Below are 14,742 nucleotides of genomic sequence, written 5' to 3'. Positions count from 1 at the left end.
ATCTTTAACTTTTCCTGCAATATCTGCGAGGGTTCCTCTAATTATTTGTTGGTCTGGCCAAGTTGCCTTTTTGACAACTGCAACTGGAGTGGTTTTTTCATAACCTACAAGCAGTTCATCAACTACCTTGTCAATCATACCAATTCCCAAAAAGATGCACATGGTTGCATGATGCTTTGAAAAGCTTGCAAGGCTTTCTCCTTCAGGTTTTGGGGTTCTGCCTTCAGGACGGGTGATGATGACACTTTGAGATATCTCAGGCAATGTCAATTCCGCTTCAAGCACACTTGCAGTACCGAACAGTGAACTTACACCAGGAATAATTTCATATTCGATGTCATGTTTTTTAAGCTCACGAATCTGCTCTGCAATAGCACCGTAAATTGAAGGATCACCTGTGTGAACACGAGCTACCAACTTGCCTTCGTTTACTGCTTGTGTGATTATTCCGTCGGTTTCATCCAAATTCAAATAAGCACTATTGTGGATTTCACAATCACTTTTTGCAGGGGCTAAAACATCCTTGTTTACAAGAGAGCCTGCATAAATAATGACGTCAGCTTTTTCAATTACTCTTCTTCCTTTAACAGTGATCAAATCAGGATCGCCTGGTCCTGCACCTATAAATATGACTTTTCCTTTCATATTTTTCTTTTTGTTTCAAGTATTATTTAATGATTTTGTATCAAAATTGACCTTAGTTTAGAGTAAACTTTATTAATTTCTAAAATAATTAAAAAATATGGACAATAAAGGTTTTATTTCAATAGAATATCTATTTTCATTATTTATTATTATAATTATTGCTTTAGGAGTATTATTTTATGCATCTGCATCAATATCATCAAGTTTAAATATTGAAGATAGTGTCACACACAGACTAATTCTGGATGATGTGGCAAACGTAATCAGTCAGGTAAACTCGAATGGGGTGGGTTATTCAAAATACCTTAAGTTGCCGTCAGATAAGGGATATTTTGAAGTCACAGTTGAAAATAATAAGCTGACTATGGAATATGATGACAAGAAGGGTGAAACTGCATTAATGTTTGCTAATCTGGACTCAAAATACAGGCTGGTAAGTGGAAGAAGCTATGTAATAACAAAAACTGATGAGGGAGTTGTGATAACATGATGGATAATTCAGGTCAGATTTCAGCAGAATTTCTGTTTTTGTTTGGAGTTTTGATATTGATTGTCATGCTGGCAATTGTATTTATCTCTGGTGAAAATGAACTGAACACTGCAATGGCTGCAGCCAGAAGCGGAGTAATGGAAGGAATTGGCACTTCATCAAGCGGAATTTATCCGGAAGATACATTCAGGGATTATTCTAAATCCAAAGAAAGTCTGTTAACTCCATATTCTGTTGAAATCATAAATATTTCATACAATGACCTAGGATATGATGTAAATTATGATAAAAATTGGATACAGTTTAATGTGTATGCTAAAACCGATGAAAGATTTGATTCACAAGAGCTGGTATCGATTGGAGACCGGATAAACTATAACTTAAGAAAATCCCTTGCCCTGAGTTTTAACTCCACCCAATCAACAAACAAACTGTACAATCCGGTTTTCTCACCTCATTATGTCTACACGACCGCTAATGTTAAATGGATTTAAATCCATACTATAATCATGTCACGATATGAGAAAGGTAAAAAGTGTATTGAAAGCATTCAGGAAAAGTCAGTTGAAGAAATATTCAAGGATCTGGAGGATATTGCTCCGGATTTATCAAGATTTGTCATTGAATATCCATATGCTGAAATATATACCCGAGAGGAAGTGGATTTGAAAACACGTGAAATCTGTACTGTTGCAGCACTGACAGTTCTTGGAACAATCCCTCAATTGAAAGAGCACATCAACGCAGCATTGAACGTTGGAAATACTCCAACAGAAATTGTGGAAATAATGATGCAGATGAGCGCATACTGTGGTTTTCCAAAAGCCATCAATGCTCTAATGGCTGCAAAAGAAGTATTTACAGATAGAGATTTATTATGAATTTTCCGGAAATTGCATCCAAATTGCAGGATGAACTGATAGATATAATTGAATCGGGAAAGGAAGTTAATGAATATGAATTAATTGTTTTTAAGTATCTGTTCATTTCAGAGTTGAAAATTCCGGTTCATGAGGAATTGGGAGTTGAGATAACTGAAGATTCATTTATACTCTATGTCATTCCTGATGATTTGAAATTAAGTCGTTTAAGCAGACTTGATGATGCTTTTGACAGATTTACGGTAACATTTTTGCCCAATGCATATAATATTTTAAAATTGAATTTCAAACTTGGTGATTAAATGTATAATGAAGAGGAAAAACAGCAACTGATGGATGATTTGGTTGAAATGGAAACATTTCAGGCTGATGTCGGAGATGAAGGAAAAATCCTGCAGGAAGACCTGAAGGAATATTTCATCAATGGAAATGGTGACAAGCAGGATTTGATTTTCAGAATCGAACTTTATTTCTACGCATTTAAGCTGTTCTGCAGAAAACAGGCCAAAATCGATAGGAACCAGTTCACAATATACTTGAACGATTCACTTTTGGATTATCATCTGATTAATTTGGTAAAAAAAGATTTGACTGATTTTCAATTGGAAATTGAAGCTGTCAAAGAGAATAATGATGTGCTGATAAATTTGAACTTTATTCTGCATTTTTAGATTCAAATAGTTAGTTATTAGTGTGATACTATGAAAGATATTTTCGATGAATGTCAATTTGGAGACTTGAAACTCAAAAGCCGCATTGTAAGGACAGGTTTGTGGGAATCACAGATAAGACAACACGGCTATCTGAAACCTGAAGTGTTTTTAAGATATGAAAGACTTGCAAAAAATCATGCTGGATTAATAATAACTGAACTGATTTCTCTTTATCCTCATGACAAGTTCAGTGATTATTCACACAGTCCGAACTATCCTCTTTTCATGAAGGATTTCAAAACACTGACTGATATTGTACACGAGTATGAGGTTCCTATTTTTGCCCAGATTGCCTTTGCAAACTGCAATGTTAACGGCAAACAGATGATTGGCGTTAATGATTTGACCATTGAAGATATAAGGCAAATTCAGTCCGATTATATTATTGCTGCCCGTAAAATTCATTTCTCAGGTTTTGACGGCATTCAGTTGAACATTGGAAATAATTATTTCCTGTCTAAGGTAATTGATGCCAGTGAAAACAAAAGGGATGACAATTATGGAGGATCTGTTTTCAACCGATTGAGAATGATTATAGAATTGATTCAGGCAATCAAAAAAACAACTTCACTTCATGTTAACTGCCGATTCAATATCAATCCTCAAAATCCACAGGAGTCATTGGAGATTGCTCAAACACTTGAAAAATATGGTGCCGATAGTCTTCAGGTTACAAAACCTTCCTCTCCACAATTTTTCACAAAAGAAAATTCAGATAAGGAAGCATTATTTGAATTGACTGACAAGATATCTTGTGAAGTAGATATTCCAGTTATTTTAGGTGGCGGATTGTCTGATATGGCAGGCATCAATGAATTGATTAACAAAACAGATATTGAATATGTTTCAATGCACAGGCCTTTTGTATTTAATCCGACATTTTTAACACAGTGGTTTGGGGATGGTGAAGGTGAATCAGGCTGTACAAAATGCAATAACTGTTACTGGAAAAAGACAAGCACATGTCATATGACTGCAGATGATTAGATTTTAAAAATTTTTCGAGCATTGTTGGTAGTTATCTCATCAACAGTCTCAACATCCATATTTTTTATCTCAGCAATTTTTAAAACTGCATTAACAACATTAACTGGTTCGTTACGTTCCTCTTTGGTCATTGCAAGATACGGACTGTCAGTTTCGGTTAAAACATAATCAAGATTTATCTTTTCAATCAAATCCTGGTGGTGCTTTGAATAGCATAACATTGTTGAAAAGCTCATATATGAATCGTCACGATTCATTATTCTTTTTGCAGTCTTTAGGCTTCCACCATAACAGTGGAAAACAAAATAAGGTATTTCATCATATTCTTCAATGATATTTACTGCTTTTTTCTCACAATCCCTTACATGCATCACAATCGGGACTTTATATTCATTTGCAAGGTCTAAAAAGCTTCTAAAAATTTCCTGCTGTCTTTCACGCAAAGCCTTGTCAGTAACATAATAGTAATCCATTCCGACTTCACCGATTGCAACAATGTTATTGATATGCTTGCGAATATTTTCATGCGCAGTTTCAATATCCTTTTCAGTTGCATTCTGTGAGCTTACGGGATGAAAACCAAAAGTAGGATAAATGAAACCTTCATAATCTTTAGAAAGCTTTAAAACATCCATGTTACTGTCGTTGCTGTATCCTGAAACGATTACATGGTCAAGTTTGTCTTTAGCTCTTTTTATGACTTCTTCACGGTCAACGTCGAAGTCTTCAAAATCAATATGGCAATGTGTATCAATCATATTATACACCGAATCTGCGTTCCCTTTCCTGATATGACCTGATTGCCCTTATGAAATCAACTTTTCTAAGTTCCGGCCATAATGTTTCGCAGAAGTACAGTTCTGAGTATGATGATTGCCAGAGTAAAAATCCGCTTAAACGTTCCTCTCCACTGGTACGGATAATTAAATTAGGGTCATCAAGTCCTCCGGTGTAGAGGTTTTTGCTTACAAGGTCTTCATCAACATCATCTATGGTGATTTCACCGGCCTGTACCTGTTCTATAATCTTTTTAAAAGAATCTATGATTTCCAAACGTCCATCATATCCAATAGCTATGTTAAATAATCTTTTATTAAAATGAGCTGTTGCATCTTCAGCTTCTTTAATTGCTTCACGAACATTTTCAGGCAACAGTTCGGTTTTTCCGACAACTTTTACTTTAACTTCATTTTTAAGTATCTTTTCATGGTTAACAAGTCTTTTGAAGTTTTTAACAAACAGGTTCATCAGTCCTTCCACTTCATGCTGAGGTCTGTTAAAGTTTTCGGTTGAAAAAGCGTAAACTGTTATTATCTCAATGCCAAGCTCAATACTCCAGTCCAAAACATTTTCTAATGTGTCCACTCCAATTTCATGTCCTTTAACAACGTCAATGTTTCCTTGCAGTTTAGAATATCTTCTGTTACCGTCCATAATGATGGCAACGTGTTTGGGCATCTTTTCCGGTTTTAAGTCACGAGTAATGTACCATTCATATAATCGATAAAGTATGTTCTCTGCCATTTTTATCCCTTATTTTGACAAATCATTAGCTAATATTAAACTGCGGACATATCCATCTATACTTTGGTCTCGACTTGTATCAATGTAAACTCTGTCTATTCCGAATGTTACTGCACCATAACTTGGCCATGAGTTAAGTAAAACGAGTGCTCTAAAGATTATGTTTCCCACTCTACCATTAGGTGCAATGATTATGTTTGATTTGCTGTTTATTGCTTTTTCGATTAGTATGTAGTAATTTTGTACTTCTTCGGAGGTGTTTTCTTTGATGAGTTGTGTTAATTTTTCACTTTCCTCAATTGAATTGGAAACTTCTTTCCCTCTTCCGAAGTCGTCTTTTCTTCCTTCTGCTAGTATTGCAATTTTAGGTTCTTTTCCGACTTTTTTTAGAAAGTCTATGCAATTTAATGTAATCTCATATCTTTCTTCAACATTCATCCCTTCGTCAATGCCGACAGGTGACAATAGAAATTCATATTCGTCCCCATTGACATAGGTGGCTCTTGACAGATTAGGGTAATGCTGTTTGAGTTCCTGCATAATATTGGATGCTGGAAGTGATCCACGTACAACCGCATCAATATTTTTATCTAAAACTGATTTTACTAAGTCTTCATCACTATATATTAGTTTTATGTCCGTTTTTGGGTGCTTTTCTTTGAAAATATGACAAGCTTGAATTATATTTTCATTTTCACCAACACCAATAGCTATTGTTTTCATTAATTTAATTATTTGTCATTAACTATAAATTAAAGTTTTCTAATTATTTTGAAATAATTAAAATTTTTAAATCATTAAGTGTAATATATTAACAAGTTGTGGGGATTTTTATGATTAACATTAGGGATTTATCAAAGTATAGTCAGGACGATGCAGAAAAAATAGATTTGATTGAAGAAGTTCTGGATAATTATCCGCTTGAAATTCGTAGTTTTATGGAGGATATTCAATTTGATGCATTAAAATTGGAAATCGATGCGGATATTTGTGAGGACTCTTCAGGTGAATTGCCATATACTAAATACTGTCCGAAATGTGGTGAAAAATATCCTGAAGAAGATAATATATGCTTTGACTGTCTCCTTCATCTTAAAAAAATCTCAGATAAAATCGATGTAGGAGAAATAAAAACTGATTATCACTTTGTGTTTAAGGGTGACAATTCCTATGATGATTTAAAGGAGTTATTGTCTGCGGATAATCTTTTGAAAATTAAAGATTTTGACCTGACATATGATGACTATCTGAAAATCCTCAAAAACATTAAGTTTCAGGCATTAAAAAACTTTGACGATTTAGTTAAACAAAATAAGCTGGACTTTGATTCAATGAATATTCTTGATAAGATAATTCTGTTTTCAAAGTCATTTGTAGAGGTTAACTATAAGTCATATGGTGCGGAATTGGGATATTTTGAAGAAGGAATAATTTATATTGATGACAGGCAAACCAAATCCCTTCAGATAACAACATTAATACATGAACTGTCCCATTTTATTATCAAGGAAATTCTGATTCATATTTTGTGCAGGATACTTAATGCAACAAAAAACAGTGTCGTTGTTGATTTGGTTGGTTTTATATTGTCATATTCACATTTCACACAGCTTATTGATGAATATTGCGCTCACAACGTTGAAGGAAGGTTTACAATGTTCGGGTTCCAGGATTATTCCTCATATATTCAAATTGAGCGTAGTCTCAATGGTGAAATGTCAGAAGATGAAATTGAAATTACAAAGTCAATTGGAAATACCTTTGCCATTTCAATCAAAGATATTCTGGAGGCTCTGATTGACAAGCAATTGCGTGAAGACATTAAAGAGCAATTTCTGAAAGATGTCCTGGACCGTCCGAATTATATGGCTTTAGAAATGGAAAACTGTCAATTATTAAATGAAGAAGGTTTTTTAAAGGCAGTCTGGTTGATTTTAAATGATGGCTGTGCAATGGCTTCAGCCAAATTAGAATAATTTATTAATGATTAAAACATATCTATATCCAACAATCGCCATTTTTGATAGCTTTCAAGCTAAATTATGCATGACCAATGCAATTTTTCACTTTTCAATCAAAAATGTTTCGATTGATTAGCAATCTAGGTGAAATAATGACCCGAAAATGGATAGAATCATTATTGGATGATATGGTTGAAAGTCAATGGATGAGAGACATTATCAAACAGGAACATGAACGCTTTTCAAAATTTGTGCAGACAATGCAGTCCAAATCAATTGAAGATTTGGAGCCGATAAATCAGTTTTCAGATAAGGAACTGAGTGATAGGGACATTCTTGATGAGGATTTCAAATCACAGGTTGAAAACTTCTCCAAAAGCGATTATCAAAAACATCTGATTTCAAAGGCTGTGGAAAATATCCGTGAAGATTTTGATGTGGATGATGAATATCTTTTGGGACTGATTATTGACCATCTCGAAGAGGAGGATGACTTTCTTGACATGGTTGTAAAAGAGGCCATTGCCGAGGAGGATTATTTCCAGAATTACATTGAAAGGAGAATTTCCCAAAATAAGTATCCTGAATATTGTGAGGATGATTTTTACATGGTTGAATATCCTGCATTAAATGAGGAATTTGACGATTTGGAAGATACAGACTATATGAATCAGGGAATTTTTCAAGAGCCTTTCAGATACTGTTATTACGAGCGCAATTTTTTTGATGAAGATTTGCTTGACTATTCGGATGATTTTGACAAATCAGATGAGTTCATAGATATTGGAAGTGAACCTGATGACATCACAATCGAAGAGCCTGAAGAAGAGAATTTGGTTAATCTGATTGAAGAAAAACTGTTTGAGGAAAAATATTTGGATCGGATTTTTGTTGAAATAATTAAAAAAGAGGATTATCTTGATGAGATCATTGCCGAAAAACTGGCAAAAGATGAAAAGCTAAACTCATCTATAGATGAATTATATTAAATATTTTAACAACAAAGTATGTATATGAACGTTGAAGAAAGAATTTTACAACTTAATTTTGAACACACTGGAGAAAATATTGAAATTAACGACTTGCTTTTGACAATCGTAACCAAATTCCAATTGTTTGAGCCATGCAATTACCTCTCAGAAGATGATGAATGGGTGAATGTGGCAATAATATCTCTTGAAAACAATGATATGGCTCAGGCATTATCAATCCGTAAAAGCGAAATAACAACATTCGGAATTTTCAACCGTGAAGAGGTTGAACTTAACCTTGCACCTCAAAAGGGATCAGAGGATTTGTACCAATGAAAGAAATATTTCTTGATGAGGATTTTGACATTGATGAAACTACATCAAAAATCAATAATGTAATGTCTAAATGGTCCATCAGGCTTTTGGACATCAACGGTCCAAACTGGGTTGTGTATAACCATGACATGGAAGTGAAGTACCTGTTCCAGTTTCAGGTTGATTTTCAGGATATTGAAGTTCGCATAAAATTAGAAGACCTGAAGCTTAATGTGATTCATCATATAGAAAGTTTAAGGGATGAGACAACCTACAGGGATAATCTGACAAATCCGGTGTTTATAAAATGAACTACCTTGACTTTGTGGAAGTCGAGGATTCTTACTTCACGGGCTAGTACTCTCAAATGAGAGTAGAATTACCGTGCTATCTCCCCTGTCCCAGAGGTTCATTGTTTCATCGATTAGGTCGATTAATCCTTGTTTAAGAATGTTTTTACCTGCATTGAGGTCTCTGTCATGTACGGTATGGCATTGTGGGCATTTCCATTCTGTTTCATCTTGTTGTAGGTCTTTGTAGTAGTATCCGCAGTTGCTGCAGTTTTTGCTTGATGGGTACCATCTGTTGATTTGTCTTATTGTTTTTCCGTATATTTCGGCTTTGTATTTGAGCATTTCAACAAATTTTCCCCATACGATTCTTTGTAATTTTTGACTATTATGGGGGTTTTGAAACATTCCTTTTATGTCTAAGTCTTCGAGTATGATTATGTCGTATTTTTTAACGATTTGTGTTGTTATTTTGTGGTAGTAGTCATTGATTTTGTTCTTTTTTTGGTCTACCCATTTCCAGTAGGTTTTTAATGTTTTTTTATAGCGGTTGCTTTGGTATTTTTTTCGTGATAATCTTTTTTGGTATTTTTTGATCATGCTTTCCTCGTATATTACGTCTAAATTGGCTATTTTTAGTCCGTTGTCGAGTGTTGCTAGTGTTCTCATACCTAAATCGATTCCCACGAATTTATATGTTTTAGGAAATTCGGATATTTCGGTTTCAATGTTAAATACGGCGTAATATTTTCCATTTTCTAATTTGATTGTTACACTATTGATTTTAACGTTTTTTAATTTTTCATGATATTTTTTACTTGTCCTGTAATGTGTCTCTCCTAATTTTGGTAAAATAATTGTATTATCCTTGATTTTTATATTATGGTTGTTTTGTATTCTGAATGACTTTTTATCACGTTTTTTAGATTTAAATCTCGGATAACTACATTCGCCATTGAAAAACTTTTTATAGGCATTGATTAAATCCCTGTAAACCTGTTGTAGGCTTGATGATTCGCTTAAGTATAGAAAATCATGTTCTTTTTTGAGCATACCTAGCATGGCATTAAAAGTGGTCATATTGGATTTAAGCTTAGTGTAACCATGGGATTTAAATAGTTTATATGTGTTCTGATAGTTTTCTAAGAGTTTATTCCATGTAAATCTGGAATTGCCTATATTCTGATTAAATTTAATCTTCATATCCTCATCAGGATACAACCTAACCATCAAACCATAATTAATATTCATAAAAAAACACCTAACTCTAATCAAGGACAATTTTATATAAAACTAATTTTATAATTTATCCATATATATGGAAATAGAGAGAGCATTTGAAAAGTAATTTTCTTTTTAATATTTTTTGTGAAATTCATCCTTAATCTTTAAGAGATTAGGGTATTCGTTTACTATTAAAATAAAAAAAGAAGAATTAAGATTACTTAATTCTTGTGTTGTAATATCTGACACCGTCGGTGTCATAGGTATACCATCTGTCAACTTCAGCATCATAACCTTCACCAATTACAGTTACATATGAATCGGATTGAGGGTTATAGACTCTGTAAGTTTCATTTGAGGTATTTGTATCATTTCTTGGTGAGTCATCGCCAACAACAGTACCATTAGTTTGTTTGCCGTCCTTATCAATCATGATAACGTCTGTTGTGTTATCTGTATTGTTTTCGGAAGTCACATTTAATTCAACCAGGCGGTTACTGTCTGTGGTGATGATGTATGCACCAAGCACAATAAGTGCAATGACTAAAATTGCAATTACTGCCAAAAGTATTTTATTTTTATCCATCATATCACCTATAAATTATATATTGTTTTTTCTACTATTAATCGCTTATGTCGTAATCATCAATCATCTGATAGTCAAATTGAGGATGTCTTGATTTTATTTCATCCATAATTTCATTTTTGATTCTGTTTCTGTCAGCATCAAAATCAACAATGATGTCAAACATCACAGTATTTTGCTCTTCTAAAACGATAAATCCATGAATTTCAAGCACTTCTTCATATTTTGAGGCAATATCATACAGGTCATTTCGAACCTCTTTGAATTTATCGTTCCTTGCATAAATTCCAACTGTAAGGGCAATTGAGAATTCCTGAAATATTTTAGTCTGAATTTCCCGTGTCAGCTTATGAATTTCAAGAGCAGTTAGAGTGTCATCAATTTCAACATGCACTGACCCCTGCATGTCCTCAGGCCCATAGTTGTGAAGGCTCAAATCATACGCTCCGTAGATTCCCGGAATTTCACGGATTGAATCCTTTATCTTTTTTGATAATTCTGAATCAACTCTGGCACCAATCATGCTGTCAAGAGTTTCCTTTAACATATCAATACTTGCCTTGATAATTACAAAGGATATGATAACTCCCAATATTCCTTCAAGAGAAATATTGAAAAATATTGATATTATCGCAGCTATTAAAGTGGAAAGTGAAAGAATTGCATCGAAAAATGCATCACTTCCTGATGCAACCAATGCCTGTGAGTTGATGTCTTCACCCACTTTTTTTACGTATTGGCCTAAAACAAACTTGACGACTACCGCAACTGCGATTATGATGAGTGAAACGGTGGTATAGTTTGTAACATCAGGTGTGAATATCTTAGGCCATGATTCCATAAGTGCAGTAATACCTGCCCATAAGACAATGGCTGCGATGATAACTGATGAAAAATACTCAATACGTCCGTAACCGTAAGGGTGATTTTTATCAGGAGCCCTGCCTGCAAGCTTTGCACCTATGATTGTAATAATGGATGACAATGCATCAGTCAGGTTATTGACCGCATCCAAAGTAATAGCAATGGAATTTGTTAAAACTCCAATGACAGCTTTAAAAGCGACCAGAATAAGATTGACTACAATTCCGATTATACTAGTTTTAACAATCTTTGCTTGTCTTGTCATAATGTAATATATATTTTTAATAAATATAAACTTTGTATAAAAAATTTTAAATATGTTAAAAATAAATTAAGTTCAAAGGAGGCATAGGCTTATGTCAGTATATGATTTTGAAGTAAAAGACGGTGAAGGAAACGATGTTTCACTTTCCCAATACGATGGAAAAGTACTTTTAATTGTAAACTCAGCAACAAAATGCGGATTCACACCGCAATACACAGAATTAAACGAAATCTATAGTGAATTCAACGAAAAAGGTTTTGAAATCCTTGATTTTCCATGCAACCAGTTTGGAAAACAGGCACCAGGATCAACTGAAGAAATCACAGAAGTCTGCCGTTCAAAATGGCTGGTGCCATACACAATCTTTGATAAGATAGATGTAAACGGTGAAAATGCTTCTCCATTATTTGAATATCTTAAAAATGAACAGGGATTTACAGGTTTTACCGGCAGAGGTGCCGGAAAGCTCAAGCTTGTTGTAAAGATGATGGACAGACATTACAAAGACAACAATGATATCAAATGGAACTTTACCAAATTTTTAGTTGACCGTCAAGGCAATGTTGTGCGCAGATTCGAGCCGACAGAAGATTTGGGTGATGTAAAAGAAGCTATTAAAGCTCTTTTATAATTTATTTTTTTTAATCTTCATCTTTTAATATTTTAATAATTTCATTTTTGATTTTACAGTCTTCAGCTGCTGTATGATTTACTAAAAAATTAATTTTGCGTAGAATTAGTTTTAATGCGCCGATTTCAACATCTTTTTCTCGAATAACAAAACCTAATTCTGTTATTTCTTCTTCTAATTTTTCCATGGGTGTTAGTTCATACATATTCATTCCTCATATTTTGGGTTTGTAATGCTAATTAATGTTTCTTTTGGCATTATTTTTGATTTTAATAGTTTATTTGATAATTTTTTAATTATATCCTCTTGTTCTTTAAGTTTAGTTTCATTTTCTTTTAGTTTAGTTTCATTTTCTTTTATTTTTTCATTTTGCTCTTTAAGTTTATTTTTCTGTTCTTTGTTTTCTATTTCATAATTCCTAATTTGAGTATTAGCTATTCTAAGTTCTTTTTCTTTTTTTGCTTTTTCTTCATTAATCAATTCTTGCAGTGAGTCTATTTGTTTTTCCATATCAATCACATCAATTAGTTCTTCTTTTTTTGTTTGATTTTTGATATTTCTCTCAATCATAATCCATAATACAAATGAAATTTTCAATGATAATATAGGATCCATAATGTTACAATATTTGCTAAATAAATTGCACAATTTTGCAGTATTTTCCTCTATTTCATGTTTTGGCAAAAATATGGCTATGATCATAAATTCTAGTTCTTCTCTGGAGTCAAGTATCAAATTATTTAATACTTTGTTTTCTATATTATTAAACATTTCCATTACATCTTCCGGTGAAATGTATATGTATATTGGTTCAAGTATTAGACTATTTGTTAATTTAATACTTTTTTCACAATATTTGGGGTCGACTGAGGTCAGTATAATGGAATCTGCTAATTGTTGATCATCATTTCTTAGAATATCTATAACATATTCAGCGATTTTTTCTAATTTGTCCATGCCTACGGGATAATTTTGGAGTTCTACACTGTTGGTAACCTGTCCGGAACGCAGATAACTTATATCTTTTCGAAGATTTTCTCCAAATAAAGTAATTACCTCGCTATCTTTCAATCCAAGATATTTGCCTTCAAGATTGAAATAGTTATGAATTACTTCGCCTAATGTTTTGTATGCAAATTTGATTGAGATGTCTCGATGATTAACAATTTTAGATTTAATGGTTTTATATTGTTTTTAATTATATTCAGAGCTTTTTAAAATGAAATAACTGCAATTTTACATGATTTTATCAATATTTACATTATTGTGTATGTGATGTAGAAAACTATAAAGAATATTGTTAAATCTAAATTTAGTTTAAGATTCTCAATTTTTTTTATTTTTAATGTTTGATTAGTTTATTTAGGATAGATTATTAAAATTAAATGATTTAATTGATAAAAAAAGGTTTATAATTTCTTAAAGATTTTTGTAAGAAAATGTATGATTTCAAAAAATTTTTTCTTAAACTTAAATTACTATCACTAAAAGCATATTAACTATTAAATACATACATAATATTACTTATTTAAAGGTGCAAATAAATGTATAAAAAAATATTATTACCTACAGATGGTTCAACCTATGCAGATCAAGAAGTTGAAAGAGTGGAAAAACTAATTGCTGAAGATGGTGAAATAATTATTTTGTCTGTTGCTGGTAGATTAACATCAAGTGCATTCCAATCAAGAAGAAAAGTTAAAAAAGTCAACGAAAAGCTAAAAAAAGATGCACAAAGATATGTAAACCAAATGGCTGAAAAATTTGATGACAGTTTAAATGTTACTAAAATGGTTTTAACCGGTTTTCCAGCTGAAACAATCAAGGAAGTTACAGAAAAAGAGGGTGTTGATTTGATTGTAATTTCAGCGTCAGGAAAAAGCGGACTTCACAGATTTGTCATCGGAAGCGTTGCTGAAAAAGTACTTAAAGACAGTGAAATTGATGTGTTATTAGTCCATAATGATTAGTGGTTTTATGAAAGCAAAAAATATCGTAATTATTGTTGTAATACTATTAATTATTGCCATTGGAGCATTTTTATTCGTCCAGGCAAATTCCCATAATACTCAGGTGGATGTTATCAGCAATTCCACTTTAAAAAATGGGGATTCCGTTCAGATAGTCCTAAAAGATGAATACAGAAATGTCTATCCTAATGAAAATGTCCATATTAAGATTTTAGGTGATGACGGATGGGGTAATAATTATGATGTGGTAACCGATAATGAAGGTGAAGCTGCTGTGGTTTTATCAACATTTGAAAACGGAAACTATACCATTCACACCAATTATAATGGAACATTATTTAACAAAGAATATCATGGTGTAGATGCATTAGTAATCGATGATGGATATTAAATCCATATTTTTTTTATTTTTTTATATTATTATC

Annotated in this window: 22 protein-coding genes; 13 read left to right on the top strand and 9 right to left on the bottom strand. The window is 32.7% G+C overall.

What is annotated here, in order from left to right:
- The coding region (gene cobM, locus IJ258_RS11775; protein ID WP_292807123.1) for a precorrin-4 C(11)-methyltransferase at positions 1 to 645 on the bottom strand (645 nt) is incomplete at its 3' end.
- A 97-nt stretch (positions 646 to 742) separates the two neighbouring features.
- Between cobM and IJ258_RS11770 the strand changes: the two genes are divergently transcribed.
- From IJ258_RS11770 to IJ258_RS11745, 6 genes are read left to right on the top strand one after another with little or no spacing between them, the layout of a single operon-like run.
- A complete protein-coding gene (locus tag IJ258_RS11770; RefSeq protein ID WP_292807121.1) occupies positions 743 to 1,135 on the top strand; it encodes a hypothetical protein in 393 nt (130 codons plus the stop codon).
- Positions 1,132 to 1,629, top strand: a complete 498-nt coding sequence (locus IJ258_RS11765) for a hypothetical protein (RefSeq protein ID WP_292807119.1) — start codon at positions 1,132 to 1,134, stop codon at positions 1,627 to 1,629. Before IJ258_RS11770 ends, IJ258_RS11765 begins: the two co-directional genes overlap by 4 nt.
- Positions 1,630 to 1,644: 15 nt before the next feature.
- On the top strand, positions 1,645 to 2,016 hold the full coding sequence (locus tag IJ258_RS11760) for a carboxymuconolactone decarboxylase family protein (protein ID WP_292807117.1): 372 nt from the start codon (positions 1,645 to 1,647) through the stop codon (positions 2,014 to 2,016).
- Positions 2,013 to 2,318, top strand: a complete 306-nt coding sequence (locus IJ258_RS11755; RefSeq protein WP_292807116.1) for a hypothetical protein — start codon at positions 2,013 to 2,015, stop codon at positions 2,316 to 2,318. The genes IJ258_RS11760 and IJ258_RS11755 overlap by 4 nt, the downstream gene beginning before the upstream one ends.
- Positions 2,319 to 2,687, top strand: a complete 369-nt coding sequence (locus tag IJ258_RS11750; RefSeq protein ID WP_292807114.1) for a hypothetical protein — start codon at positions 2,319 to 2,321, stop codon at positions 2,685 to 2,687.
- Between the two features lie 30 nt (positions 2,688 to 2,717).
- Complete coding sequence (locus IJ258_RS11745) at positions 2,718 to 3,716, top strand: tRNA-dihydrouridine synthase (RefSeq protein ID WP_292807112.1); 999 nt, start codon at positions 2,718 to 2,720, stop codon at positions 3,714 to 3,716.
- Here IJ258_RS11745 and IJ258_RS11740 read toward each other — a convergent pair.
- The 3 genes from IJ258_RS11740 to mtxX are packed head-to-tail and all read right to left on the bottom strand — an operon-like array spanning position 3,713 to position 5,963.
- On the bottom strand, positions 3,713 to 4,474 hold the full coding sequence (locus IJ258_RS11740) for a TatD family hydrolase (RefSeq protein WP_292807110.1): 762 nt from the start codon (positions 4,472 to 4,474) through the stop codon (positions 3,713 to 3,715). The two genes, IJ258_RS11745 and IJ258_RS11740, sit on opposite strands and share 4 nt — an antisense overlap.
- 1 nt (position 4,475) lies before the next feature.
- Positions 4,476 to 5,240 carry a polyprenyl diphosphate synthase gene (gene uppS, locus IJ258_RS11735; RefSeq protein WP_292807108.1) on the bottom strand — a complete coding sequence of 255 codons (765 nt, stop codon included), beginning with the start codon at positions 5,238 to 5,240 and terminating at the stop codon, positions 4,476 to 4,478.
- Between the two features lie 9 nt (positions 5,241 to 5,249).
- Positions 5,250 to 5,963: a methanogenesis marker protein Mmp4/MtxX gene (gene mtxX, locus IJ258_RS11730; protein ID WP_292807106.1), complete on the bottom strand. Its 714-nt coding sequence runs from the start codon at positions 5,961 to 5,963 to the stop codon at positions 5,250 to 5,252.
- A 110-nt stretch (positions 5,964 to 6,073) separates the two neighbouring features.
- On the opposite strand from mtxX, the gene IJ258_RS11725 reads away from it, so the two are divergent.
- The 4 genes from IJ258_RS11725 to IJ258_RS11710 all read left to right on the top strand — a co-directional run bounded on the left by IJ258_RS11725 (position 6,074) and on the right by IJ258_RS11710 (position 8,798).
- Entirely contained in the window at positions 6,074 to 7,216 is a 1,143-nt protein-coding gene (locus IJ258_RS11725; protein ID WP_292807104.1) for a hypothetical protein, read from the top strand.
- 137 nt (positions 7,217 to 7,353) lie between these two features.
- Positions 7,354 to 8,190 carry a hypothetical protein gene (locus tag IJ258_RS11720; protein WP_292807102.1) on the top strand — a complete coding sequence of 279 codons (837 nt, stop codon included), beginning with the start codon at positions 7,354 to 7,356 and terminating at the stop codon, positions 8,188 to 8,190.
- Positions 8,191 to 8,214: 24 nt separating this feature from the next.
- Complete coding sequence (locus IJ258_RS11715) at positions 8,215 to 8,508, top strand: hypothetical protein (protein WP_292807100.1); 294 nt, start codon at positions 8,215 to 8,217, stop codon at positions 8,506 to 8,508.
- Positions 8,505 to 8,798, top strand: a complete 294-nt coding sequence (locus IJ258_RS11710; RefSeq protein ID WP_292807098.1) for a hypothetical protein — start codon at positions 8,505 to 8,507, stop codon at positions 8,796 to 8,798. The genes IJ258_RS11715 and IJ258_RS11710 overlap by 4 nt, the downstream gene beginning before the upstream one ends.
- A gap of 36 nt (positions 8,799 to 8,834) precedes the next feature.
- On the opposite strand, the gene IJ258_RS11705 is transcribed toward IJ258_RS11710, so the two are convergent.
- The 3 genes from IJ258_RS11705 to IJ258_RS11695 form a co-directional block, all read right to left on the bottom strand.
- Complete coding sequence (locus IJ258_RS11705; RefSeq protein ID WP_292807096.1) at positions 8,835 to 10,028, bottom strand: transposase; 1,194 nt, start codon at positions 10,026 to 10,028, stop codon at positions 8,835 to 8,837.
- A gap of 190 nt (positions 10,029 to 10,218) precedes the next feature.
- Entirely contained in the window at positions 10,219 to 10,587 is a 369-nt protein-coding gene (locus IJ258_RS11700; protein WP_292807094.1) for a hypothetical protein, read from the bottom strand.
- A gap of 37 nt (positions 10,588 to 10,624) precedes the next feature.
- Positions 10,625 to 11,716: a cation diffusion facilitator family transporter gene (locus IJ258_RS11695; RefSeq protein ID WP_292807092.1), complete on the bottom strand. Its 1,092-nt coding sequence runs from the start codon at positions 11,714 to 11,716 to the stop codon at positions 10,625 to 10,627.
- Positions 11,717 to 11,807: 91 nt separating this feature from the next.
- Here IJ258_RS11695 and IJ258_RS11690 point away from each other — a divergent pair, with 91 nt between their 5' ends.
- The gene (locus IJ258_RS11690) at positions 11,808 to 12,347 is read left to right on the top strand and encodes a glutathione peroxidase (protein ID WP_292807090.1); all 540 of its coding nucleotides are present in this window, start codon (positions 11,808 to 11,810) and stop codon (positions 12,345 to 12,347) included.
- Positions 12,348 to 12,357: 10 nt separating this feature from the next.
- Here IJ258_RS11690 and IJ258_RS11685 read toward each other — a convergent pair whose 3' ends face one another.
- Both IJ258_RS11685 and IJ258_RS11680 read right to left on the bottom strand, forming a co-directional pair.
- Positions 12,358 to 12,552, bottom strand: a complete 195-nt coding sequence (locus IJ258_RS11685; protein WP_292807088.1) for a hypothetical protein — start codon at positions 12,550 to 12,552, stop codon at positions 12,358 to 12,360.
- Between the two features lie 2 nt (positions 12,553 to 12,554).
- The gene (locus IJ258_RS11680) at positions 12,555 to 13,418 is read right to left on the bottom strand and encodes a hypothetical protein (RefSeq protein WP_292807086.1); all 864 of its coding nucleotides are present in this window, start codon (positions 13,416 to 13,418) and stop codon (positions 12,555 to 12,557) included.
- Between the two features lie 473 nt (positions 13,419 to 13,891).
- Here IJ258_RS11680 and IJ258_RS11675 point away from each other — a divergent pair, with 473 nt between their 5' ends.
- Positions 13,892 to 14,317 carry a universal stress protein gene (locus tag IJ258_RS11675; RefSeq protein WP_292807084.1) on the top strand — a complete coding sequence of 142 codons (426 nt, stop codon included), beginning with the start codon at positions 13,892 to 13,894 and terminating at the stop codon, positions 14,315 to 14,317.
- Between the two features lie 7 nt (positions 14,318 to 14,324).
- On the top strand, positions 14,325 to 14,708 hold the full coding sequence (locus tag IJ258_RS11670; RefSeq protein ID WP_292807081.1) for a hypothetical protein: 384 nt from the start codon (positions 14,325 to 14,327) through the stop codon (positions 14,706 to 14,708).
- Positions 14,709 to 14,742 lie beyond the last annotated feature (34 nt).

Source organism: Methanobrevibacter sp. (assembly GCF_017468685.1).
In the GTDB taxonomy this organism is placed as follows: Archaea; Methanobacteriota; Methanobacteria; order Methanobacteriales; family Methanobacteriaceae; genus Methanocatella.
This window is presented reverse-complemented; position numbering and strand designations above follow the sequence as displayed.

Excerpts from the sequence above, each read along its gene's own strand:
- IJ258_RS11705 (WP_292807096.1), bottom strand. The coding sequence starts at position 10,028 with ATGAATATTAATTATGGTTTGATGGTTAGGTTGTATCCTGATGAGGAT.
- IJ258_RS11765 (WP_292807119.1), top strand. The coding sequence starts at position 1,132 with ATGATGGATAATTCAGGTCAGATTTCAGCAGAATTTCTGTTTTTGTTT.
- IJ258_RS11750 (WP_292807114.1), top strand. The coding sequence starts at position 2,319 with ATGTATAATGAAGAGGAAAAACAGCAACTGATGGATGATTTGGTTGAA.
- IJ258_RS11700 (WP_292807094.1), bottom strand. The coding sequence starts at position 10,587 with ATGGATAAAAATAAAATACTTTTGGCAGTAATTGCAATTTTAGTCATT.
- IJ258_RS11725 (WP_292807104.1), top strand. The coding sequence starts at position 6,074 with ATGATTAACATTAGGGATTTATCAAAGTATAGTCAGGACGATGCAGAA.
- IJ258_RS11720 (WP_292807102.1), top strand. The coding sequence starts at position 7,354 with ATGACCCGAAAATGGATAGAATCATTATTGGATGATATGGTTGAAAGT.
- IJ258_RS11685 (WP_292807088.1), bottom strand. The coding sequence starts at position 12,552 with ATGTATGAACTAACACCCATGGAAAAATTAGAAGAAGAAATAACAGAA.
- IJ258_RS11690 (WP_292807090.1), top strand. The coding sequence starts at position 11,808 with ATGTCAGTATATGATTTTGAAGTAAAAGACGGTGAAGGAAACGATGTT.
- IJ258_RS11695 (WP_292807092.1), bottom strand. The coding sequence starts at position 11,716 with ATGACAAGACAAGCAAAGATTGTTAAAACTAGTATAATCGGAATTGTA.
- uppS (WP_292807108.1), bottom strand. The coding sequence starts at position 5,240 with ATGGCAGAGAACATACTTTATCGATTATATGAATGGTACATTACTCGT.
- mtxX (WP_292807106.1), bottom strand. The coding sequence starts at position 5,963 with ATGAAAACAATAGCTATTGGTGTTGGTGAAAATGAAAATATAATTCAA.
- IJ258_RS11755 (WP_292807116.1), top strand. The coding sequence starts at position 2,013 with ATGAATTTTCCGGAAATTGCATCCAAATTGCAGGATGAACTGATAGAT.
- IJ258_RS11675 (WP_292807084.1), top strand. The coding sequence starts at position 13,892 with ATGTATAAAAAAATATTATTACCTACAGATGGTTCAACCTATGCAGAT.
- IJ258_RS11740 (WP_292807110.1), bottom strand. The coding sequence starts at position 4,474 with ATGATTGATACACATTGCCATATTGATTTTGAAGACTTCGACGTTGAC.
- IJ258_RS11670 (WP_292807081.1), top strand. The coding sequence starts at position 14,325 with ATGAAAGCAAAAAATATCGTAATTATTGTTGTAATACTATTAATTATT.
- IJ258_RS11710 (WP_292807098.1), top strand. The coding sequence starts at position 8,505 with ATGAAAGAAATATTTCTTGATGAGGATTTTGACATTGATGAAACTACA.
- IJ258_RS11715 (WP_292807100.1), top strand. The coding sequence starts at position 8,215 with ATGAACGTTGAAGAAAGAATTTTACAACTTAATTTTGAACACACTGGA.
- IJ258_RS11760 (WP_292807117.1), top strand. The coding sequence starts at position 1,645 with ATGTCACGATATGAGAAAGGTAAAAAGTGTATTGAAAGCATTCAGGAA.
- IJ258_RS11745 (WP_292807112.1), top strand. The coding sequence starts at position 2,718 with ATGAAAGATATTTTCGATGAATGTCAATTTGGAGACTTGAAACTCAAA.
- IJ258_RS11770 (WP_292807121.1), top strand. The coding sequence starts at position 743 with ATGGACAATAAAGGTTTTATTTCAATAGAATATCTATTTTCATTATTT.